This is a genomic window from Marinospirillum minutulum DSM 6287 (genome assembly GCF_000422325.1).
Lineage (GTDB): Bacteria > Pseudomonadota > Gammaproteobacteria > Pseudomonadales > Halomonadaceae > Marinospirillum > Marinospirillum minutulum.
The window spans coordinates 258,443-279,269 of record NZ_AULO01000011.1 but is presented as its reverse complement, the minus strand read 5'-3'; the positions used below and the strand labels follow the sequence as shown (position 1 = coordinate 279,269).

The following is a 20,827-nucleotide window of genomic DNA, read 5'->3' as shown; positions in this document are numbered from 1 at the left end:
TCCTGTCTTAAAAGGTCGGCAATTAACTAAGTTGGCTTAAGAATTTAATGTCGTTGTCAAAAAATAAACGTAGGTCATCAACGCCATAACGCAGCATAGAAAAGCGTTCCACGCCCATTCCAAAAGCAAAGCCGGTGTACTTTTCAGGATCTATCCCTGACATTTCAAGTACGCGGGGGTGCACCATGCCGCAACCGAGTACTTCTAACCAACGACCATCACCTCGGTCTACATCCACTTCTATGGAGGGTTCGGTAAAGGGGAAGTAGGAAGGGCGAAAGCGTACTTTTAAGTCTTGTTCAAAGAAGGCACGTAGGAATTGTTGCAAAATGCCTTTTAAGTCAGCAAAGCTAATGTTTTCATCAATAAGTAACCCTTCAACCTGATGAAACATGGGGGAGTGGGTCATATCAGAATCGCAGCGATAAACACGGCCTGGGCAAATAATGCGAATGGGCGGCTGCTTGTTTTCCATTTCACGTACTTGCACGGGTGAAGTGTGGGTACGTAAAAGTGTGTGGGCATCAAAGTAAAAAGTATCGTGCATGGCGCGCGCTGGGTGGTGCGCCGGAATGTTTAACGCTTCAAAGTTGTGGTAATCATCTTCAACTTCAGGGCCTTCGGCCACAGTGAAGCCTATGGAAGAGAAAAAATCTTCGATGCGGTTAATGGTACGGGTAACAGGGTGCAGGCCACCCATTTTTTGCCCACGACCTGGCAGGCTAATATCGATGGATTCAGCGGCTAGACGGGCATTTAAAGCAGCACTTTCAAGTTCTTCTTTACGTGTATTTAAAGCATCTTGAACGACCTGCTTAGCGTGGTTAATAACTTCACCGGCTTTGGGGCGCTCTTCTGCTGGTAGGCTGCCTAGGGTTTTTAGTAGGCTGGTGAGTTCACCTTTTTTACCTAGGTAGTGTACCCGGAGTTGGTCGAGGGTTTGACTGTCGGAGGTCTGGGTGATTTTTTCCAGTGCCTGATACACCCTTTGCTGTAATGTCTCGCCTTCTACAGTGAGGGAGGAGAGGTTTTCCATCTGCACAACTCCAGAATTAAATAGAGGTTAAATAAAAATCAATAAAAAAGGGGAAGAGCGCAGCCCTTCCCCTGATTACTTTTTACTAGCTTAAGCTAAAAAATTAGGCCAGAGCGGCTTTAGATTTTTCAACGATAGCTGTAAAAGTAGCCATATCGTGTACTGCTATGTCAGCCAGTACTTTACGGTCAATGGCGATGTCCGCTTTTTTCAGACCTGAAATGAAACGGCTGTAAGACATGCCATTCATACGGGTTGCTGCGTTAATACGGGCAATCCACAGAGCACGGAACTGACGCTTACGAACCTTACGGTCACGGTAAGCATACTGACCTGCTTTGATAACAGCCTGTTTAGCTACGCGGAATACACGGCTACGAGCACCGTAATAACCTTTAGCTAATTTTAGAATCTTTTTGTGACGACGACGCGCCTGAACACCACGCTTTACGCGAGCCATACTTTACTCCTGAAAATGAAATAGAAAAACTTAAAGTCCGGCCAGCATACGCTTGATAAGCGGCTGATCCGCAGCTGCAACTTGCTTCATATTACGCAGTTGACGCTTACGCTTAGGGCTTTTCTTAGTCAGGATATGGCTACGGTGTGACTGCTTGTGCTTAAAGCCGTTGGCAGTCGCTTTGAAACGCTTACGCGCTCCGCTTTTGGTCTTAATTTTATTCTTAGACATTGCTAAGTACTCCACAAGTGCATTTTTTAATGCGTTGCAAGGGATTGGGCATGATCCGAGCCCTGTTGCTTACCTAGTTGCACCCTAGCGTATAACTAGAGTGCAGTAGGGGATCATTTCTTCTTAGGTGCTAGCATCATTACCATTTGTCTGCCTTCTAAACGAGGGCGAGATTCAACAACAATGGTATCACCTAAGTCTTCTTCGATCCGTTGGAAAAGGCGTAAACCAATATCTTGGTGTGCCATTTCACGACCACGGAAACGAAGCGTGATTTTTACCTTGTCACCATCTTCAAGAAAACGGACTACGTTACGGAACTTGATTTGGTAGTCGCCTTCATCGGTGCCAGGGCGGAACTTTAGTTCTTTGATCTGGATTTGTTTCTGTTTTTTCTTTTGAGCGTTTTTTGCTTTTTTCGCTTCAAACTGGAATTTACCATAGTCCATTATTTTACAAACAATGGGGTCGGCATCAGAAATTTTAACCAGATCTAATTCAGCAGCAGCTGCACGTTCTAGTGCATCTTCTAGCGTAACTACGCCCACCTGTTCACCGTCTTGGTCTATAAGACGTACTTCGGTGGCTTGAATATTTTCATTTATTGGTGGCAGGTTCTTTTTTGGATCCCGCCTAATTGGATTAGCGCGCTTGATTGCTATATCTCCATCAATTTTTAGGGTGACACATGGGGCTCTTGTGACACAGGTTAGTGTTTTTCGAGCAGTCTGGACTTAAAAGTTTCTAAATCCATTGAACCAAGGTCTTCGCCATGTCGAGTACGAACTGAAATGGTTCCATTCTCAACTTCCTTATTACCAACTACAAGCAGATAAGGAATCTTAGCGAGGGTATGCTCGCGGATTTTAAAGCCTATCTTCTCATTTCTCAAGTCCGTTTCTACACGGAAGCCTGAATTTATTAAACTTTTTGTTAAATCTTTAGCGTAATCGGCTTGTTTGTCAGTAATATTCATTACTGCAACCTGTACGGGTGCTAGCCAAGTGGGTAGATCGCCCGCATAGTGTTCGATTAAAATGCCAATAAAGCGTTCAAACGAACCTAGAATAGCACGGTGCAGCATGACTGGGTGTTTGCGATTACCGTCTTCAGCTACATATTGTGAACCTAAACGACCTGGAAGTACAAAGTCTAACTGTAGCGTACCACACTGCCACACACGGCCTATAGAGTCGCGTAGGGAAAATTCGATTTTAGGGCCGTAGAAAGCACCTTCGCCAATTTGCAGCTCCCATTTTTGGCCAACTTTGTTCAATGCAGCTTCAAGGGCATGTTCTGCTTTGTCCCAGAGTGCATCATCGCCTAGGCGGCTTTCTGGGCGAGTTGAAAGCTTAAGCTCAACATCAGTGAAGCCAAACTCTTTGTACACATCTAGGGTTAGCTGAATAAAGCGGGTGGATTCTTCTTCCATTTGCTCTTCAGTACAGAAGATATGGGCATCGTCTTGGGTGAAACCACGCACACGCATTAGACCATGCAAAGAACCAGAGGGTTCGTTACGGTGACAAGCACCAAATTCAGCCATGCGTAGGGGTAAATCACGGTAGCTTTTTAAACCTTGGTTGAATATCTGCAAGTGGCAAGGGCAGTTCATGGGTTTAACAGCGTAGTCACGGTTTTCAGACACGGTGGTGAACATATTGGCGTGGTAATGTTCCCAGTGACCTGAGCGTTCCCAAAGAACTTTATCAACTACTTGCGGTGTTCTTACTTCAACATAACCATTTTTGTGCTGAACGTCGCGCATGTAATCTTCAAGAAGTTGGTAAAGTGTCCAGCCATTAGGGTGCCAGAACACCATGCCCGGTGCTTCATCTTGAATGTGGAATAAATCCATACGCTTAGCTAATTTACGGTGGTCACGCTTTTCAGCTTCTTCTAAGCGGTGTAAATAGTCTTTTAAATCTTTTTTATCTGCCCAGCAGGTGCCGTAAATTCGTTGCAACATTTTGTTGTTTGAATCGCCACGCCAGTAAGCACCTGATACCCGCATTAATTTGAATGCTTTGATCTTGCCTGTGCTAGGTACGTGAGGGCCACGACAAAGGTCAGTAAATTCACCTTGGCGATAAAGCGACAGTTCTTCATGGGCAGGAATGTCGCGAATGATTTCAGCTTTGTAGATTTCGCCCTGCTGTTCGAAAAAATCAATTGCCTCATCACGTGACATGGTTAGGCGTTCAACAGGAATATCCTGCTTAACCAGTTCACCCATGCGTTTTTCTATGGCTTCTAAATCTTCAGGTGCAAAGGTGCCGTCTATATCGAAGTCGTAATAAAAGCCATTTTCGATAGTTGGACCAATAGTGACCTGAGACTGAGGCCAAAGTTGCTTAACTGCCATTGCCATAAGGTGAGCACAGGAATGACGAAGCACTTCAACACCTTCATCATCTCTTGCGGTAATTATGGCTAGATTGCTGTCTTCGGTCATTAGATAGCTAGTATCAACCAGCTTGCCATCTACTTTGCCAGCAAGTGCTGCTTTGGCAAGACCTGCACCTATGGATTCTGCAACTTGAAACACGCTGACAGCTTCATCAAAATTTCGCTGACTGCCATCGGGGAGGGTAATTAAAGGCATTTTTTATCCTGAGCAGTGGTGTCCCGTACGAGAGGACACTTGGTTCATTTCCCGTTTTCAGTGGGCTACTGTATTAAAAACTTGTGTAAAAATATAAAAGCCGACCTCTAGGTCGGCGCAAAATTCTGCCACTAAATCAAGGTTTTGTCCAGTGTAATCACTAGTTGTTGGGGATTTATTGGTACATTACACCTTGTTTGGGTAGGGGTGTTCCGTCCAAGGCTGGGTAGTTGCCAACTAGCTGTAAGCGGCCTTGTAAAAACCAGCGTACGGCTATGGGGTATAAGATATGCTCTTGGAGCTGCACCTTACTAGCTAGGCTGTCTTCATCATCGTCAGGGCTAACGGGGACTTTCGCTTGTAAGATTAGTGGGCCACCGTCTAACTCTTCGGTTACAAAGTGAATGCTTAAGCCGTGTTCTTCATCGCCTGCTTCTAATACGCGGCGATGGGTATGCAGGCCTTTGTATTTGGGAAGCAGAGAAGGGTGAATGTTTAATAGCTTGCCATGAAATTTAATCACAAAAGCAGGTGATAAAATTCGCATAAAGCCTGCTAGCACTATAAGGTCGGGCTGTTGCTCTTCTACAAGTCGAGCTAACTGTTGATCATAGGCCTCACGGCTAGGGAAGTCTTTTGCTGCTAGCGTTAAGGCTGGAATATTAACCTGTCGCGCACGTTCTAAACCAAAAGCCTCGGCCTTATCACTAATAACTGCAACAATTTCACCGCCTAATCCTTCCTTGGATTTGGCTGTGTCGATAAGTGCTTGTAAGTTGCTGCCATTGCCTGAAATTAAAACAACAACTCGACGCGCTTCAGGCGTTTCACCCACTTGCATCATGCTTTAAGACCTTTAATTACAACGGCTTCTTCATTTGCATGGCGGGGTGTAATTTCACCTAGCTCAAAAACGGTTTCACCCGCGGCTTCAAGCTTTTTGGTTAGCTCTGCAACCTGGCTAGCATCAACAGCTAGCACCATGCCAATACCACAGTTAAGTGTGCGGTACATTTCGGTTTCAGCAACCTGTCCAGCGTCTTGTAGCCAATCAAACACCGCTGGGCGTTGGTAATTGGTTAAATCTAACTCTGCCTTGCAATTGTCTGGCAATACACGAGGAATATTTTCAAACCAGCCGCCGCCAGTAATGTGAGACAAAGCATGAATGCCTTCATTGCCACGCACTAGGGGTAGCAAAGATTTTACGTAAATACGGGTAGGAGCCATTAGGGCATCACCCAAGGTTTGGCCATCTTTTAGTAGGCTATCCAATGACTCTCCGGAAACTTTAATAAGCTTACGAATAAGAGAATAACCATTGGAGTGGGGGCCAGAAGAGGCTAAGCCTAATAAGCGATCACCAGCCTTTACTTTAGTGCCATCGATTATTTCTGATTTTTCTACAATACCAACGCAGAAGCCTGCTAGGTCATAGTCATCACCTTCATACATGCCTGGCATTTCAGCGGTTTCACCGCCCACCAGTGCGCAGCCTGCTTGTTCGCAACCGGTACCTATGCCGGTTACCACATCAGCAGCGACATCAACATTCAGATGGCCGGTGGCATAATAGTCAAGGAAGAAAAGGGGTTCAGCACCACAAACAAGAAGATCATTAACACACATGGCTACCAAGTCGATACCGATAGTGTCATGCTTGTTTAGGTCTATGGCTAGGCGTAATTTAGTGCCTACACCATCGGTACCAGAAACTAAAACGGGTTCACGGTAGCCTGCAGGAATTTGGCAAAGTGCACCAAAGCCACCAAGGCCACCCATAACTTCTGGACGGCTGGTGCGCTTGGCAACACCTTTTATACGTTCAACTAGGGCATTGCCTGCGTCTATGTCTACGCCAGCATCTTTATAAGTGATAGGGGTTTTGCTACGGCTCATTGGGTGTCCTGCGTTGGAAAAATTGGAACGGTAATATTGGGCAAGAAGCATAAAGTTGCGTATTCTAGCACTCCAACGAGCGAGTCTCCATGCACTAGAGCCGCTCAAGTTGAATTTATTTATACTTAGGTAGATTATTCCGACTTATTGCAAAGGGATGGAATAGGTGAAATTGAAAAAATACGCATTAAAAATAGGTCAGTTGCTGTTAGTAACGCTTTGGTTAGCCCAGCCTGCTTCTGCTGAACGGGTAACGAATCTTTATACCTTAAGTAGTTGGGTAGCCGACACTTCTGATGAGCAGCGTGCGCTGGTTGCTAACGAGTTATTAAAAAAACTTTTCGTCAAAGTTTCGGGCACAGTTGCTGTACTAGAAAAAATGCCTCCCGAAGACTTTAGTAAGCGCCTTATAAACCAAGATCAAGATAATGAAACGGAGTTTCTTGAACTCTATAGCGAACACCCCAGCTATGAGCTTTGGAAGGAACTTTCCTCTGCTCAACACCTCATTAACCAATTTAGTTATACGGCAAGCAATGAACCAGTAACTCTAACTAATGGTGAAGTGGTTAAGGGACAACATTTAGAGCTAACCTTTGATGAAGATGGGGTTAAAAACCTGTTGCGCCGCCTAAATACACAGGTGTGGGATGCTAACCGTCCGAAGGTTTTGTTTTGGGTGGCCTTAGAAAGCAGGAATGGGCGCACACTAATAACACAAGAGTCCAATGCCCCCCTTTCAAAAGTATTAACTGATCAAAGTGAGGAAAGGGGCCTTCCTTATCAGTTACCTGATTTTAATATTCACCCTGCGACAGATACCTTGTTTTCTGATATTTGGGGTGGCTTTAGCCAACAAATTATTGCTGCCTCTGAACCCTACGAACCCGATGCGGTTGCTGTAGGGAAAATAAGAGCATCTGGCAATAGTTGGCGTGTTGAATGGCGGTTATTTACTGGCATGGGAAGTGTTTGGCACAGCGCCACTGCAACTACTTTAAGGGAGGCTTTGCAGGAGGGGGTGCACTTTACTGCTGAAGAGTTATCTAAACGCTATGCTAGCCAAGTAGGACAGGGTGCAGGTACTTATCAAGTGATGGTCAGTAATGTTAAAAGAGTGCAAGACTATGCAGCCATTAGTAACTACCTCAACGGCTTATCCCTAGCAAGTAAAGTGCGTGTTGCTCAATCTGCAGATCAGCGCATTTTATTTGAATTAACGCTGCGTGGAGGTTTAGACCAATTAAGGGCTAACCTTGCACTCGATGGACGATTAAAAGAAGAGTCTTTTTTTGGTCTGCAACAAACCAGCAGCTACTCACAAAAAGCCGTTACAGATCAGCCAGAAAAGCCCTCTACAGAGCAGGCTGATGCTTATTTTCGCTGGCAAGCCAACTAAAAAAGTGCCCTACTTATGACTTTTCAGCCTATGCAATTATCACTTGGCGTAAGCCTGCAGGATGACCTGCATTTTGATAATTTTTTAGCCGGTCAAAATTCAGCTGTTTTAGCCCAGCTACAAGAGCTGTTTACGCCAGAAGAGGAGACTTTTCGTTTTGTTTACCTCTGGGGTTCAGAGGATTCAGGTAAAACGCATCTTCTAAAAGCCGTTTGTCAGCAGGCTAAGCAGCTTTCAAAAACGACTTGTTACCTAAACTTAGCCCAAGAAGCTAAGGCAGAAGTATTAACCAGTATAAGTAGCAAGGTGGTTTGTATAGATAACCTACAAGCTGTTGCAGGGCAGGCTGCTTGGGAAGAAGGGCTTTTTCACCTGTTTAACCGCATTCGAGAGCAACAGGGTTTATTAGTTTTCTCAGCTCTAAGCGGGTCCTCCCACTTAGGTATTGTTTTACCTGATTTATTATCACGGCTTTCTTGGGGGCTGACCTACCATTTGCAAGCCCTACAAGATGATGAAAAGCTACTGGCTTTTAAATTACGTGCAAGGCAAAGAGGCATGGATGTACCCGATGAAGTTATTCGTTATTTAATACACCGTAGCCCCAGAAAACTAAGTGGACTATTTGCCTTGCTGGATGTGTTAGACGAAGCCAGTTTAAAAGAACAACGTAAATTAACGATTCCCTTTGTTCGTCAGGCACTAAATTGGTAATATTTGCTTGTTGTTACATATAGTTGTGATTTAATCTTTCACTTGTGGGTTGCTTAGGGTTAATCTATAGGTATTCTAAGATTAGTATTTAAGCAAACTGTAGCTGTTAGTGTCAGAAGGAAAAGGTCTTGGCTAGAATCTCTGAGCAGGAAGTAACACATATTCTTCAGCAATCACTCGATCTGGTTTTAATACTCGATCCTGGTGATTTAACTCTAATGTTTGTAAATGAGCATGGTGCTAACTGGCTAGGTTACACAGCTGCCGACCTGATGGATAAACTGCCAATAGAGTTTATGCCTGAAATGTCTGCCGCTGAATTAGAAGGCATACTTGAGAATCTACGCATTCTTGATGAAGGTGAAGGAACCGTTTTAGTTACACCTGTGCGCCGTAGCATAGGCAATGATCATGATTTTGAATTCCGCCTTCAGTTAATTCAAATTGATGGACGTGAATTTGTTTTAGCTAACGGTCGTGATATAGCAGAACGTGTAGCGGTGACAGATGAAGTGCACAATCTTTTGGCCGATGCACAAACAGAGTCGCGTCAAGATAAAACAACGCAGCTTTATCAGCGTGATACCTTTCTGCAAATTTTCCGTGATTTAGTAAAAGAAGTTGGGCCAGACGGTTTACGCTTAACCTTGATAGTTATCGACATGAAAAACTTGCATGACATTAACTCTCAGTTTGGGCAAAGTGTTGGTGATCGAGTGCTTCGTAATATGGGTAATCTGCTACGTCATGCTGCTACCCGCGAAGATATTTGTGCTCGTTTTAGTGGCCGTAAGCTGTGTATTTTAATGCCAGGTAAAGGGCAGAATGACGGCCTAACCTTGGCAGATAAAATTAACCGTGCATTAGCCAAGGTTAAATATTCTGAGTTTCCAACACTACGTATTCATTCTAGCGTTGGTGTGGCTGAACTACCTGAACCTAATGAGCCAGAGTTATTGCTTGAAAAAGTAATTAGCCAAATGCGCGAACTCAAAACTGTTGAGCTCGCACAAGAAGTACACCGCTTAGGTTTATTAACCCTACAACTTCCTTAGTTGTAAAACCTTCTAATTATGTAGCTGTGTCGTCGATTACTGCGCCGCGCAGCTCCATACCTCTCCAGCGCCCATACATCATAGCTGCCGTAAAAAGCGTAATCGCTAAGAGGGCTTGCAACGCGCCTATGCCTGCCTTACCTGGCACAATAAATGTTGTTGTACCCTGCATAAAATAAACCAAGCTGACAAAGCATAGCCAAGCGTGCCCACGTGGATTACGCATAAGTACGGCTGGCAAAAAAGCTAAGAGGGGTAACCAAAGCACTGTCAAAATAACCCACAAACGGCTTTCTTCTGGAAGGGGAAAGACAATTAACCCCGCTAAAAGAATAGCTAACAAGCCAAAATAGCTGATTAAAGTTAGCCAGCGGCTAACCTTTAGTTTGAGGTTAAGTTCTTTACGGGGTAGTGGGGTGGCTGGTTTCACGGGTGATTAAAATTCCTAGTCAATTAATTTATGCGCTATGAAGCTTTAAGGCTAAACGTGCAATGCGTTTGCCTTGTTCATGGCACAGCTTTAGTTCTGTTGTGCTGAGTTCGCTGTTACCTTTAACGCCCGCAACATGACTGGCACCATAGGGTGTACCGCCTTCGGTCGTGCTAGTAAGCTCAGGATGAGAGTAGGGAATACCTGCCCAAAGCATACCGTGATGAATTAAAGGAATTGCCATGGTTACTAGGGTTGTTTCTTGCCCACCATGCAAGCTTGAAGTTGAAGTGAAGGTACCTGCAGGCTTGTCTATTAAAGCGCCCGATAACCACAAACCACTGGTTGAATCGATAAAATATTTCATGGGCGCGGCCATATTACCAAAGCGTGTGGGGCTACCTAACAATAAGCCTGAGCAGTGGCGTAAATCCTCTTCTGTACAATAAACCGCACCTTCTTCTGGCACGGCAGGTGCAGTTGCTTCATTAACAGTAGATACCGCTGGCACAGTGCGTAAACGTGCTTCGATTCCACTCACTTGCTCAACACCTTCTGCCAAGGCGCGTGCCATCTTAGCTGTACTACCCTTACGTGAGTAATAAAGCACTAAAATATAGGGTTGTGACATATATTTATTCCTTAAACTTAAATCAGTTCAAGCACTTGCTCGGGTGGGCGGCCAATACGTGCTTGCTGACCATTACTTAAAATTGGGCGCTCAATGAGCTTAGGGTGATCAACCATTGCCTGAATTAATTGCGCTTCAGTAACCTCTACCGCCCCTAAATTCAGCTCTTTATAAAGGTCTTCATCTTTTCGAATTAATTCAGCTGGCTTTTTACCTAACTGAGTTAATAGGCTAGTCAGTTCTTCTGTACTTAATGGGGCTTCTAGGTATTTGCGAATTTCAGGTTGTATGCCTTTTTCTTCAAGCAGTTGAAGGGCTTGGCGTGATTTTGAGCAGCGTGGATTGTGGTAAAAAACTAATGACATAAGGTATCTCTTATTACATCGATTATAGGTGTTAGAATAAGGCCATTCTACCAGTCTGTGATAGGGATTAAACCTCTGACATGCAAAGACTCCAATCTTTACTCAATAACACCCTGCGTTTAAAAGGCATTAACTATGCTTGGCGGGTTTTTCAGCGTTTTTTAAGGGATAACGGTCCTCGCAATGCCGCTGCCTTAACCTACACTTCGCTTTTTGCTGTCGTGCCTATGCTGATGGTGGTTTATTCCATGCTAGCGGCTCTGCCTATTTTTCAGGGTGTGGGCGATGAATTACAAGCAATGCTATTTAATAACCTAGTACCTGCTACGGGTGAGGTTATACAAGACTATATGAGCGGTTTTGCCAAACAAGCAAGGCAAATGACACTTGTTGGTGCCATTGTTTTAATTGTTACCGCTGGCATGATGATTGTTAGCATTGAAAAAGCTTTCAACCATATTTGGCGGGTTGAAAAACCTCGCCGCGGTTTACAAGCTTTACTCATTTATTGGACAGTGCTGACTTTAGGCCCCATGTTGCTAGGTGCAGGGCTGCTGCTCAGTTCATATTTAACTACGCTACCTTTGCTCGACAGGCTTAACGGTTATACAGGTGGCGGTGTTGCTAGTCTTTGGAAGTTCCTACCTTTTATGTTCAGCATACTGGCTTTTACCCTGCTCTATTGGGCTGTGCCCCATTGTTCAGTTAGGTTTAGAGACGCTGCCGTAGGCGGTTTAGCTATGGCTGTTCTTTTTGAAACGGCCAAAAAAACCTTTACTTGGTTTGTTAGTAGTTTTCCCAGCTATGAATTGATTTACGGTGCTTTTGCTGCCTTTCCACTATTTTTAATGTGGATTTATATTGCTTGGATGATGATTTTGCTTTGTGCTCAATGGGTAGCGGTTAGGGGGTTGCCAGCAGAAACTACAGACAAGGATAAATTGCAGCCAGGTTTACAAATGTTGCTGGTGTTAAGAGCACTTTGGGAAGCTTTTGCAAAAGCTGAGGGTGTAGAAGATAATCAGCTGCGTAATTTAGCTGCTAGTGAAAATGCAGAAGACTGGCAAGCCAATATGCAGTGGCTACAAGCAAATCAATGGGTTGTTTTTGATGCTGAGCGTGAAGTCTGGTTGCCCGGTCGAGATTTTAACCGCATAAGTTTTGCCAGCTGGCTACAAGCCTTGCCTTGGCGTTTACCACCTGTAGAAGACTGGCCTGCTTCACTTAACCCTTTGCAAGAAGTACGTGAGAGCCTTGCTGCCTTACAAAAAGAAGAAGCTCAGCGTTTTTCAGCGCCTTTAAGCCAGTTAATTAGCCATTCCAACCTTAAAAAGGAAGATGAATTATGAGACGCGCAATCAGTTTAGTGCTTATTGTTATCGGTATTCTGCTTTTGTATTGGGGCTATGATTTACAGCAGCGCTTAGATACGGAAATTATTAAGCAGATAACCGGTGAGATGCCAGAGCAGGTTTGGCAGTACTATGTAACCGGTGGTATTGCAGTGCTAGTGGGTATTTTAGGTGTTTGGAAAAGTAAGTGATTTAAGCAGAAGCTAGCTACTTAGCTAGCTTCTTATTGGGTGGCTAGCGTTAAATTAGTCGCCCATACTTATTTCCGGCCCTGCTGATTCAGTCATTGCCTGTATTTTTTCGTCAACCTTGGCTGCTATTTCAGCAAAAATACTCGCTGCTTTGCTATCTGGTTCACTAATGGCCAGGGGTTGGCCTAAGTCCATTTGCTTACGAATATTTAATGATAGAGGCAGCTGGCCAAGTAGGTCAGTTTGGTATTCTTCAGCGATTCTTTCACCGCCACCTTCACCAAAAATAGGCTCGCTGTGCCCACACTCAGAGCAGGTGTGTAAGCTCATGTTTTCTACCACACCTAACACTGGCACTTTTACCTGACGGAACATTTCAATACCGCGCTTGGCATCTAAAAGGGCGATATCTTGTGGTGTTGTAACAATAACAGCACCAGTAACTTTAACTTTTTGCGCCATAGTTAGCTGAATATCACCCGTGCCTGGTGGCATATCAATAAACAGGTAATCTAAATCTTGCCAACGGGTTTGATCGAGTAGCTGTTGAAAAGCACCCGCAGCCATAGGGCCACGCCAAATCATCGGTGTTTTAGCATCCACTAAAAAAGCCATCGACATAATTTGTATGCCGTGGGCAATAACAGGATCAAAACTTTTACCATCTTCAGACTTAGGCTTAGTTTCAGCTGGTACTGCAAACATGGCAGCTTGGCTAGGGCCATAAATATCGGCATCTAAAATACCCACACGCTTACCTTTGGCAGCCATTGCCATTGCTAGGTTAGCTGTTACAGTCGATTTACCAACGCCGCCTTTACCTGAAGCAACGGCAATAATATGCTTTACGCCTTCTGTCACTTTATTCTCCTCACAAGGTTTATAGTGCACATCTTAGACCTGTTTGATAACTAGGGCAAAGGACTTACTTAAGGATAGCTTTTAATGCTGGTTGAGAAAAAACACTATAAGTTGCAGGGCTTTACCACTTCTAACGGACAATTCATTCCAGAAGTTGAGGTTGGCTGGGAAAGCTGGGGTAAGCTGAATGCCCAGCGTGATAACGCTATTCTGGTTACCCATTATTTTTCAGGCGCTAGCCATGCGGCTGGACGTTACCAAGAAGATGACCTGCTTGCAGGCTATTGGGATAGCATCATCGGCCCTGGCAAACCTTTGGATACCGATAAATACTTTATTATTAGTAGCGATACACTGGTTAACCAAGAGCCATTTAACCCTAGGGTGATTACCACGGGGCCTGCGACTATTAACCCTGCAACGGGCAAGCCTTGGGGGTTAGATTTCCCCGTTGTAACCATTCGTGATTTTGTAGAAGTGCAGCGGTCTTTATTGCTTTCTTTAGGCATTGAAGCACTTTATGCTGTTATTGGCCCTTCGATGGGTTCACTGCAAGCTTTAGAATGGTCTATAGCCTACCCAGAAGCAGTTAAGCGCATGATCTCAGTGATAGGCATGGGTGAGGCTGATGCGTGGAGCTGCTTAGGGTTGCAGCAATGGGCAGAACCCATTCTAAATGACCCTTTGTGGTGTGAAGGCAATTATTATAACGGTGCATCGCCGGTTGCTGGAGTGCAACAAACGCTAATGCAAATTAGCTTAGCGGCTATGTCACCTACCATTATAAACCGTACTTTTAAAAAGCATTACCCTTTAGAAGAAGCCCCAGCAAAAGCCATCCGTCAGAACTTTCGTATGGTGGACTATTTTAAAGCTCAAAGTTTGGCACAAACAAAATATGCCGATGCCAATCACTTACTGTATTTAATTCGTGCTAATCAGCTATTTATTGCTGGGCAGGGTAAAACACTAACCGAAGGGCTACAGAAAATTCAAGCCAAGTGTTTGTTCTTACCTGCCACTAATGATTTATTATTAAGGCCAGCCTTAGCGAAAAAAATTCACCAAGCGCTATTAAGCTTAGGGAAAAGAAGTTTTTATGCTGAAATTGAAGGCGATTGGGGACATTTAGATGGCCTTAACTCCATTACTAGCCAAGCCGAAACACTAAGCCAGTTTATTAATCAAGATTAGGGTTAAACAACGATGCTTGCTTCAGGAATTGATTGGAATAAAGCTAAAGGCGCAGTATGGCGAGTCCATGCTAAACGCCTAAAGCCAATTATGGATTTTTCAGCCTTACCCTTAGATAGACTGCTGGGTATTGAGCGCCAGAAAGCTGCTTTGGTAAAGAACACCGAACAATTTATTGCCGGTGAAGCTAGTAATCATGTGCTCTTATGGGGTAGCCGTGGTACAGGTAAAAGCTCATTAATTCGTGCACTTTTATACCGTTATCATGTATCAAATTTAAAAATCATAGAAATTCCGCGTGAAAGCCTAAGCTGGTTACCTGAAATTTCTGATGAACTGCGCTTATTACCCTATCGCTTTATTATTTTTTGTGATGATTTAAGTTTTGAAAGCGGCGAAAGTGGCTACAAAGGCTTAAAAAGTATTATGGAAGGCTCGTTAGAAACACCACCAGAGAATATTCGTGTTTATGCTACAAGCAATCGTCGCCACCTAGTACCGGAGTATATGAGTGATAACCAACAAGCAACGGTAGGTGAGCGGGGTGAATTGCATTTAAGTGACAGCGTAGAAGAACGCATTTCTTTAGCGGATAGGTTTGGTTTAAGCCTTTCATTTTATTCAGGTAACCTAGACGATTACTTAACTTTAGTTAAAAGCTATTTTGAAGGTTATGAAGGAGATTGGCAGGCGTTAATGCAAGAAGCACGGCAGTTTGCACAAGCTCGTGCTTCTTATAGTGGACGTACCGCCCAACAGTTTTTTAACTTTAAAGGTTGTAGAGCTAGGGCTGATGTAATACCCAAGTAACAACACCCCAAAAAAGTGTGCCATGATCGTAACGGCTAATGTTTACGGGTTGATAAACGCTATTATTAGATTCCGCTACTAACCAGCTACCTTTAGGATTGATAATAAGGCGACGAACAATCATTTCACCAAATAGAATAGCCACAACAATTTTGTTGTGGCTAGGGGTAAGTGATGAGTCTACAACGAGCAGGTCGCCGTCGTTAATGCCCGCATTTTTCATCGCATCACCAACTACTCGGCAGTAGTAGGTTGAAGAAGGGCGGGGTGCTAAATACTTATCTAAAGATAGCGAACTGGCTTCTCTACCTCCTGCAGGGCTAGGAAAGCCAGTCATCTCGGTGCTAGCGTTGATTTCTGTAGAGGCATTACGTGACAAGGCAGTAAACGTTTGATTAATATCCATGGCAACCTAAGACTGTTTATTTGTACAGCCTTTATTCTAACTGGATACTAAAAATTAAGCCAAGTTTCTAGCCAGCTTTTTGATTTTTTTCTTGATTTGTCGCTTCAAAATACCATTCATGTATCAGCTCTAGGTCTTCTTTAATCGGGTTCGTATTCGCTACACCTTTAATTTCACCCAGTACCCATTTATTTTCTCTTAAATTTACAGCCAAGGTTAAGCGTTTGCTGGCATGAACTTGGTAGATAAATACTTCCCCGTTAGCTACTAATGAATGATAAGAAGCAACACAATGCTTCATTTGTGCGCCCTCCATCATTAATTCAAGCCAACTTGTGAGTGGAACAATCATTTTGTTCCCTGGTAGAGGTGGTTTAGGGTAATCACCATGGTTATCTAGTTGAAACTTTTCTTGTCGTTCAGTTTGAGCAAGGTTATATCGAACCACTAGGCGATCATGCAGGGCATCAAGCTCCGCTAGGCTGGCTATTGAATTTAGCTGGTTTAACTGCATTTCCATACGCCAGCAGTCATTTAGGATTACTGAAATATGGTTGACTGCTTGCCTAGTTGTATCAGGTGTAATTAAATTTAGAAGTTTAGTGGTTAAGGTTCTTGCGTAGCGTCTAGCAAATAGAAAGTGTTGCATGCTGGGCTGCTTAACATGCTGAATTACTTGTAAAAAATTAGAGTTGTTAAGAACTTGAGGAAGCATGTCTAAGTCGGTTGCAAAATCAAAAGTAAACTTAGTGCGAGCCAATATCCTTACCACTGAAGGCCTAGCAGGTAAATTTAAGTAGCTTAAAATTTTTGTTCTTTTTTCTTTTACGAGTGCTTTAAAAGCTTGTTCACTCAAGCCTTGTTTTTGTGCTTCTATAATTAACAATATAAAAAGCAAAGGGTTAGATAAGGCTAATTCTTTAGCTGCAGAACTAATCAAAATAGCTTGTAGAATTTGGTAACTTTTAGCAGGTAGCATATTGACTATTTCTAGCACTTTACTAGGTAATCTAGCTAACTCTTTTTCAGAAACTATAACATCTAAAGAAAACCCCGTTGCTTCTAAAAAAGTGCTTTTGGTTGTTAAGCCTCCTTCATCTAATGAGCGCCAGAATAATGGTCTAGGGTGGCTGGGTGTATTTATCTCTAACCCTAGAGGATAGCCAACAAATTTCTCAAGGTTAATACGTTTGGTTGAATTGGTTGTAGTTTGCTCTAGAGGGGTAAAAGCTGGCATATTATTCCCTTAATCAATGCTATTTAGTTACAAGCTGTAATTTACTAAAAAGACACAAAAAAGACCAGTAATGGAAAGAATATAAAAAAATACTTAACATTAATCCGTTAAGGTATTGCCTGCGGGCGAGCTAAAAATTAAGTTCATGCGGTAAGCACAACTAAATATAGTAATAAATAACTTAAAGTATATTGAATTTTTTGAATATATTTTAGGAGGGAGAATACTAGATGTTATTAAGCTTAGTCTAACTGAAGTGATTAGTGGTGCCCGGAGCGAGACTTGAACTCGCACACTCATAAGAGCGAGGGATTTTAAATCCCTTGTGTCTACCGATTCCACCATCCGGGCATTTGTTACAGAGCTATTGCAGCTCTTACTTCTTGCTAAACAGATTTAAAAATGGAGGCTGGAGTCGGAATCGAACCGGCGTTGACGGATTTGCAATCCGCTGCATGACCACTCTGCCATCCAGCCTTTTTTCTTTCTTAATTCCAGCTTTAAATCTATTGGAGCGGGAAACGAGATTCGAACTCGCGACCCCAACCTTGGCAAGGTTGTGCTCTACCACTGAGCTATTCCCGCTCGATCTGGTTGCACATTATAGGTAGAATTTTTTCCTTGTCAACAAAATAAATGAAATTATTTTAAAAAAACTTCAGATAGGCCAAAGACTTAGCCAATTTACTTACTTTCACTAGGCAAAAGATGAGGGAGAGCCGCTCGCAAATAGCTAAACATAGACCAAAGGGTTAAAAAGGCGGCAAGGTAAAGTACACCTAAGCCAACCCATCCAATTAATTCACCTGGTGGTACTAATAAGAGTAGAAAAATAGATACCATTTGAAAGGTGGTTTTTACCTTTCCTAGCCAGCTAACAGCAACTTTGGCACTTTTACCTAGTTCTGCCATCCATTCGCGCAAGGCAGAAATAACAATTTCACGACCAATAATAACTAAGGCAGGCAAGGTTAACCACCAGTTTGCATAGGCCTCTATTAGTACACCCAAGGCTACTGCAACCATTAACTTATCGGCTACTGGGTCTAAAAATGCACCAAAAGGCGTCATTTGGTTCCAGCGCCTTGCCAAAAAGCCATCAAGCCAATCGGTTAAGGCTGCTAGGCCAAAAAGGCCAGCACAGATTAAATACTTACTCTCTAGCGGTAGGTAATAGATAACCACTAGTAGTGGAATAATAAAAATACGAAATAGTGTTAGAAGGGTAGGGAAGTTCATTGCATTAGCTCTTGAAAATAGGCACTTAGAAATAGACTCTAAAGTTAGTTTTAACTGGTGTGAAGAGTAGCATGAATTTCTTCAGCTAGGGCGCGATTTATACCATCAACTTGGCATAAAGCTTCAACGCTTGCTTCAGCTATGGCTTTGCGCCCACCGAAGTGGCGTAAAAGTGCTTGGCGGCGCTTAGGACCAACGCCAGGTATATCTTCTAAACCTGAGCTAGTCCTTGCCTTGTCTCGTCTTTGTCTGTGTCCTGTAATAGCAAAGCGGTGCGCCTCATCACGTATTTGTTGAATTAAATGCAAGGCTGGGGAATGGCCAGGTAAAGCCAGTTGATTAGTTATCGTTTCTAGGAAAAGTGTCTCTAAACCAGCTTTTCTTGTTGTGCCTTTAGCAACACCCAAAAGGTGGATGTTGGTTAAATCAAGCGATTCCAGAATGGCTTTTGCTGCATTTAATTGCCCCTTACCACCATCAACTAGAAGTAGATCTGGCAGGGTTGTTTCACCAGCTTTTGCACGTTTATACCGTCTTTCAAGAGCTTGACTCATGGCTGCATAATCATCACCACCGGTTATACCTTCTATGTTGAAACGACGATAGTCTTGTTTGCGAGGGCCTTCGGCATCAAACACTACACAAGAAGCAACCGTTGCTTCGCCGTGACTGTGGCTAATATCAAAGCATTCCATACGTTGAATAGGCTGGCTAAAGCCTAAAGCCTCTTGTAAAGCTTTCATGCGCTGCTGCTGTTGACCAACCTTACCACGGTGGGTGGAAAGCTGTTGTTCTGCATTGGTTATGGCTAGCTCTAACCAGCGAGCTCTTTGACTGCGTACTTTATGGGCAAGGCGAGATTTAAAACCGAAGCGCTCTTCCAATGCAGCTTGTAGAGTCTCACCTTCTTCTAGCTCATGGCTTAAGAGTAGTTCTGCAGCGGGTGGTAACGAAGTACGTGTTAAATAATATTGGGCTACAAAAGCAGTAAGGGTTGCACTGTCTGTTTCATCTAAAGGGTTTTTAAAGTTGAAGTGACGGGTACTAATTAAACGACCTTGACGAATTTGCAATAGGCTAATGCTGCTATTACCTTCAGAAGAAACCAAGCCGAATATATCAGCTTCTCCTACGCCAGTATCTACATCTTGCTGAGTTTGTAGTTGCCTTAATTGCTGTATTTGATCACGGTAATGACTGGCTTTTTCAAAGGCAAGCGTTGCGGCTGCCGCTTCCATTTTTTCTGCTAGTGTGTCTGTTACTTGGTTACTTTTACCTTCGAGCAACAACTTGGCATGACGCAGGTCTTCCGCATAGGCTTCAGCTGTTATTTCACCTGTGCAGGGTGCTGAACAGCGTTTTATTTGGTATTGCAAGCAAGGGCGACTACGGTTAGCAAAGGTGGTGTCATCGCATTGGCGTAATTGAAACACTCGGTAAAGCAGTTGCAGGGTGTCTCTTACACTAGAAGCGCTGGGGTAAGGACCGAACCACTGGCCAGCACCCCGCTGATGCCTTGCTCGCTTTATGGTTAGGGCTGGCCAAGCATGGTCTGAAAAATGTAAAAAAGGGTAGGATTTATCATCGCGCAATAAAATATTGTAGGGTGGTTTTAGCGCTTTAATTAAATTTTGTTCAAGCAGCAGGGCTTCTGTTTCGGTGCGGGTAATCGTTAATTCAATGTTATGAATTTTTGCAACTAGGGCCTGGGTTTTAATGGGCAGACCACTGGTACGAAAATAGCTGGCAAGGCGTTTTTTTAAGTTGCGAGCCTTACCGACATAAAGAATCTTACCGTCTGCCGCAAACATTTGGTAAATGCCTGGGGATTGAGTGGCCTGCTTTAAGAAGGTGGACGAATCAAAAGCTGCTGTTGCTGTATCAGACACTATAGTTTCTAGCCTAGTCGGTGACATCTACTAGCTTATGACGCATGGCTAGGTGGGTGAGTTCAACGTCATTGCGTACTGCTAGCTTTTCAAAAATTCTGTAACGGTAGGTATTAATGGTGCGGGGGCTAACAAAAAGACTGTCGGCTATTTCTTGTACTTTTTGGCAGTTAACTATCATAAGCGTAACCTGCATTTCACGATCTGAAAGCTGCGAAAAAGGGTTGTTGTTTTGTGGATCACGCACCAGCATACCGCTGGCAAGCGTTGGGTCTACGTAAAACTGACCAGCAGAAACCAATCTTATAGCACGTACGACTTCTTCGTAACTGGTACCCTTGGTTAAATAGCCTTTGGCACCAGCTTGCAATAAGCGTTGTACAAAGGTTTCATCGCCACTGGCGGTTAAGCCTATAACACCAATAGATGGGTTTGTACGGGTTATTTTTCTGGTTGCTTCAACGCCACCTATACCTGGCATTTTAACGTCCATCAAAACAATGTCTGGTAATAGCTCGCGTGATTTTTGAACCGCTTCTTCACCATCAGAGGCTTGACCTATAACTTCTATACCTTCTGTTTCAGAAAGCATACGTTCTATTCCAGTTCTAACTAGAATGTGGTCATCTACAATCAATACGCGAGTCACGTTCACTTACCTCTAAATTACAGCGAGCAAAATTCAATAAATAGAATACCAGAAACTAAAGCAAAACAGCTAACTCAGCTTGGGAACGCAAGTCAGCACTTCTTTTAGCTTGGTTGGTTTTAAAAAGTTCTTTTTTAGGCTAGTACAAACAGCTAGAATGCCGCATAAAATTTA

The 20,827-nt window shown here is 43.5% G+C and carries 23 protein-coding genes and 3 tRNA genes; 7 read left to right on the top strand and 19 right to left on the bottom strand.

Annotated features, from left to right (window positions below):
* Positions 1-22: 22 nt before the first annotated feature.
* The 7 genes from pheS to purM all read right to left on the bottom strand — a co-directional run bounded on the left by pheS (position 23) and on the right by purM (position 6,231).
* Positions 23-1,036: a phenylalanine--tRNA ligase subunit alpha gene (pheS, locus tag H571_RS0106605; protein ID WP_027848616.1), complete on the bottom strand. Its 1,014-nt coding sequence runs from the start codon at positions 1,034-1,036 to the stop codon at positions 23-25.
* A 103-nt stretch (positions 1,037-1,139) separates the two neighbouring features.
* Positions 1,140-1,496 (bottom strand): 50S ribosomal protein L20, encoded by a 357-nt coding sequence (rplT, locus tag H571_RS0106600; protein WP_027848615.1) that lies wholly within the window; start codon positions 1,494-1,496, stop codon positions 1,140-1,142.
* A gap of 30 nt (positions 1,497-1,526) precedes the next feature.
* Complete coding sequence (gene rpmI, locus H571_RS0106595; RefSeq protein WP_036217802.1) at positions 1,527-1,727, bottom strand: 50S ribosomal protein L35; 201 nt, start codon at positions 1,725-1,727, stop codon at positions 1,527-1,529.
* 113 nt (positions 1,728-1,840) lie between these two features.
* The gene (gene infC, locus H571_RS0106590) at positions 1,841-2,332 is read right to left on the bottom strand and encodes a translation initiation factor IF-3 (protein ID WP_027848613.1); all 492 of its coding nucleotides are present in this window, start codon (positions 2,330-2,332) and stop codon (positions 1,841-1,843) included.
* A gap of 104 nt (positions 2,333-2,436) precedes the next feature.
* On the bottom strand, positions 2,437-4,332 hold the full coding sequence (gene thrS, locus H571_RS0106585) for a threonine--tRNA ligase (RefSeq protein ID WP_027848612.1): 1,896 nt from the start codon (positions 4,330-4,332) through the stop codon (positions 2,437-2,439).
* 175 nt (positions 4,333-4,507) lie between these two features.
* Positions 4,508-5,176 (bottom strand): phosphoribosylglycinamide formyltransferase, encoded by a 669-nt coding sequence (purN, locus tag H571_RS0106580; RefSeq protein WP_211219767.1) that lies wholly within the window; start codon positions 5,174-5,176, stop codon positions 4,508-4,510.
* Positions 5,173-6,231: a phosphoribosylformylglycinamidine cyclo-ligase gene (gene purM / locus H571_RS0106575; protein WP_027848610.1), complete on the bottom strand. Its 1,059-nt coding sequence runs from the start codon at positions 6,229-6,231 to the stop codon at positions 5,173-5,175. The genes purN and purM overlap by 4 nt, the downstream gene beginning before the upstream one ends.
* A gap of 166 nt (positions 6,232-6,397) precedes the next feature.
* Here purM and H571_RS0106570 point away from each other — a divergent pair, with 166 nt between their 5' ends.
* The 3 genes from H571_RS0106570 to H571_RS0106560 all read left to right on the top strand — a co-directional run bounded on the left by H571_RS0106570 (position 6,398) and on the right by H571_RS0106560 (position 9,399).
* The gene (locus tag H571_RS0106570) at positions 6,398-7,630 is read left to right on the top strand and encodes a DUF2066 domain-containing protein (protein WP_027848609.1); all 1,233 of its coding nucleotides are present in this window, start codon (positions 6,398-6,400) and stop codon (positions 7,628-7,630) included.
* Between the two features lie 15 nt (positions 7,631-7,645).
* On the top strand, positions 7,646-8,344 hold the full coding sequence (gene hda / locus H571_RS0106565; RefSeq protein ID WP_027848608.1) for a DnaA regulatory inactivator Hda: 699 nt from the start codon (positions 7,646-7,648) through the stop codon (positions 8,342-8,344).
* Between the two features lie 128 nt (positions 8,345-8,472).
* A complete protein-coding gene (locus H571_RS0106560) occupies positions 8,473-9,399 on the top strand; it encodes a GGDEF domain-containing protein (protein ID WP_027848607.1) in 927 nt (308 codons plus the stop codon).
* 16 nt (positions 9,400-9,415) lie between these two features.
* Here the strand turns inward: H571_RS0106560 and H571_RS14480 are convergent, their stop codons facing one another.
* Genes H571_RS14480 through arsC form a run of 3 tightly spaced genes read right to left on the bottom strand, consistent with a single transcriptional unit; the run spans position 9,416 to position 10,825 of the window.
* A complete protein-coding gene (locus tag H571_RS14480; protein ID WP_036217800.1) occupies positions 9,416-9,829 on the bottom strand; it encodes a DUF2069 domain-containing protein in 414 nt (137 codons plus the stop codon).
* 28 nt (positions 9,830-9,857) lie between these two features.
* Entirely contained in the window at positions 9,858-10,460 is a 603-nt protein-coding gene (wrbA, locus tag H571_RS0106550) for an NAD(P)H:quinone oxidoreductase (RefSeq protein WP_027848606.1), read from the bottom strand.
* Between the two features lie 17 nt (positions 10,461-10,477).
* Positions 10,478-10,825, bottom strand: coding sequence for an arsenate reductase (glutaredoxin) (gene arsC, locus H571_RS0106545; protein ID WP_027848605.1), 348 nt, complete (start codon positions 10,823-10,825; stop codon positions 10,478-10,480).
* An 80-nt stretch (positions 10,826-10,905) separates the two neighbouring features.
* Between arsC and H571_RS0106540 the strand changes: the two genes are divergently transcribed.
* Entirely contained in the window at positions 10,906-12,174 is a 1,269-nt protein-coding gene (locus H571_RS0106540) for a YihY family inner membrane protein (protein ID WP_051168193.1), read from the top strand.
* On the top strand, positions 12,171-12,368 hold the full coding sequence (locus tag H571_RS0106535; RefSeq protein ID WP_036217799.1) for a DUF3185 family protein: 198 nt from the start codon (positions 12,171-12,173) through the stop codon (positions 12,366-12,368). Before H571_RS0106540 ends, H571_RS0106535 begins: the two co-directional genes overlap by 4 nt.
* A gap of 54 nt (positions 12,369-12,422) precedes the next feature.
* On the opposite strand, the gene apbC is transcribed toward H571_RS0106535, so the two are convergent.
* Positions 12,423-13,229: an iron-sulfur cluster carrier protein ApbC gene (gene apbC / locus H571_RS14475; RefSeq protein ID WP_051168192.1), complete on the bottom strand. Its 807-nt coding sequence runs from the start codon at positions 13,227-13,229 to the stop codon at positions 12,423-12,425.
* A gap of 84 nt (positions 13,230-13,313) precedes the next feature.
* Between apbC and H571_RS14470 the strand changes: the two genes are divergently transcribed.
* Together H571_RS14470 and H571_RS0106520 are read left to right on the top strand one after the other, a co-directional pair.
* Positions 13,314-14,423, top strand: a complete 1,110-nt coding sequence (locus tag H571_RS14470) for an E22 family MetX-like putative esterase (protein WP_036217798.1) — start codon at positions 13,314-13,316, stop codon at positions 14,421-14,423.
* Positions 14,424-14,435: 12 nt separating this feature from the next.
* The gene (locus tag H571_RS0106520) at positions 14,436-15,233 is read left to right on the top strand and encodes an ATP-binding protein (protein WP_036217797.1); all 798 of its coding nucleotides are present in this window, start codon (positions 14,436-14,438) and stop codon (positions 15,231-15,233) included.
* Here the strand turns inward: H571_RS0106520 and H571_RS0106515 are convergent.
* The 8 genes from H571_RS0106515 to H571_RS0106480 form a co-directional block, all read right to left on the bottom strand.
* Entirely contained in the window at positions 15,208-15,639 is a 432-nt protein-coding gene (locus tag H571_RS0106515; protein WP_027848601.1) for a LexA family protein, read from the bottom strand. The genes H571_RS0106520 and H571_RS0106515 overlap by 26 nt on opposite strands.
* 67 nt (positions 15,640-15,706) lie before the next feature.
* Positions 15,707-16,876 carry a PcfJ domain-containing protein gene (locus tag H571_RS0106510; protein WP_027848600.1) on the bottom strand — a complete coding sequence of 390 codons (1,170 nt, stop codon included), beginning with the start codon at positions 16,874-16,876 and terminating at the stop codon, positions 15,707-15,709.
* 264 nt (positions 16,877-17,140) lie between these two features.
* Positions 17,141-17,227, bottom strand: a tRNA-Leu gene (locus tag H571_RS0106505).
* A 52-nt stretch (positions 17,228-17,279) separates the two neighbouring features.
* Positions 17,280-17,353, bottom strand: a tRNA-Cys gene (locus H571_RS0106500).
* Between the two features lie 33 nt (positions 17,354-17,386).
* Positions 17,387-17,461: transfer RNA gene (locus H571_RS0106495), tRNA-Gly, on the bottom strand.
* 99 nt (positions 17,462-17,560) lie between these two features.
* Entirely contained in the window at positions 17,561-18,115 is a 555-nt protein-coding gene (gene pgsA, locus H571_RS0106490) for a CDP-diacylglycerol--glycerol-3-phosphate 3-phosphatidyltransferase (RefSeq protein WP_027848599.1), read from the bottom strand.
* Between the two features lie 50 nt (positions 18,116-18,165).
* The gene (uvrC, locus tag H571_RS0106485) at positions 18,166-20,004 is read right to left on the bottom strand and encodes an excinuclease ABC subunit UvrC (protein ID WP_027848598.1); all 1,839 of its coding nucleotides are present in this window, start codon (positions 20,002-20,004) and stop codon (positions 18,166-18,168) included.
* Positions 20,005-20,017: 13 nt separating this feature from the next.
* Positions 20,018-20,653: a response regulator gene (locus tag H571_RS0106480; RefSeq protein ID WP_027848597.1), complete on the bottom strand. Its 636-nt coding sequence runs from the start codon at positions 20,651-20,653 to the stop codon at positions 20,018-20,020.
* Between the last annotated feature and the right edge of the window lie 174 nt (positions 20,654-20,827).

Coding starts and splice junctions, on each gene's coding strand:
- pheS (WP_027848616.1), bottom strand. CDS start 1,036: ATGGAAAACCTCTCCTCCCTCACTGTAGAAGGCGAGACATTACAGCAA.
- rplT (WP_027848615.1), bottom strand. CDS start 1,496: ATGGCTCGCGTAAAGCGTGGTGTTCAGGCGCGTCGTCGTCACAAAAAG.
- rpmI (WP_036217802.1), bottom strand. CDS start 1,727: ATGTCTAAGAATAAAATTAAGACCAAAAGCGGAGCGCGTAAGCGTTTC.
- thrS (WP_027848612.1), bottom strand. CDS start 4,332: ATGCCTTTAATTACCCTCCCCGATGGCAGTCAGCGAAATTTTGATGAA.
- purN (WP_211219767.1), bottom strand. CDS start 5,176: ATGATGCAAGTGGGTGAAACGCCTGAAGCGCGTCGAGTTGTTGTTTTA.
- purM (WP_027848610.1), bottom strand. CDS start 6,231: ATGAGCCGTAGCAAAACCCCTATCACTTATAAAGATGCTGGCGTAGAC.
- hda (WP_027848608.1), top strand. CDS start 7,646: ATGACTTTTCAGCCTATGCAATTATCACTTGGCGTAAGCCTGCAGGAT.
- wrbA (WP_027848606.1), bottom strand. CDS start 10,460: ATGTCACAACCCTATATTTTAGTGCTTTATTACTCACGTAAGGGTAGT.
- arsC (WP_027848605.1), bottom strand. CDS start 10,825: ATGTCATTAGTTTTTTACCACAATCCACGCTGCTCAAAATCACGCCAA.
- H571_RS0106540 (WP_051168193.1), top strand. CDS start 10,906: ATGCAAAGACTCCAATCTTTACTCAATAACACCCTGCGTTTAAAAGGC.
- H571_RS0106535 (WP_036217799.1), top strand. CDS start 12,171: ATGAGACGCGCAATCAGTTTAGTGCTTATTGTTATCGGTATTCTGCTT.
- H571_RS14470 (WP_036217798.1), top strand. CDS start 13,314: ATGCTGGTTGAGAAAAAACACTATAAGTTGCAGGGCTTTACCACTTCT.
- H571_RS0106520 (WP_036217797.1), top strand. CDS start 14,436: ATGCTTGCTTCAGGAATTGATTGGAATAAAGCTAAAGGCGCAGTATGG.
- H571_RS0106515 (WP_027848601.1), bottom strand. CDS start 15,639: ATGGATATTAATCAAACGTTTACTGCCTTGTCACGTAATGCCTCTACA.
- H571_RS0106510 (WP_027848600.1), bottom strand. CDS start 16,876: ATGCCAGCTTTTACCCCTCTAGAGCAAACTACAACCAATTCAACCAAA.
- pgsA (WP_027848599.1), bottom strand. CDS start 18,115: ATGAACTTCCCTACCCTTCTAACACTATTTCGTATTTTTATTATTCCA.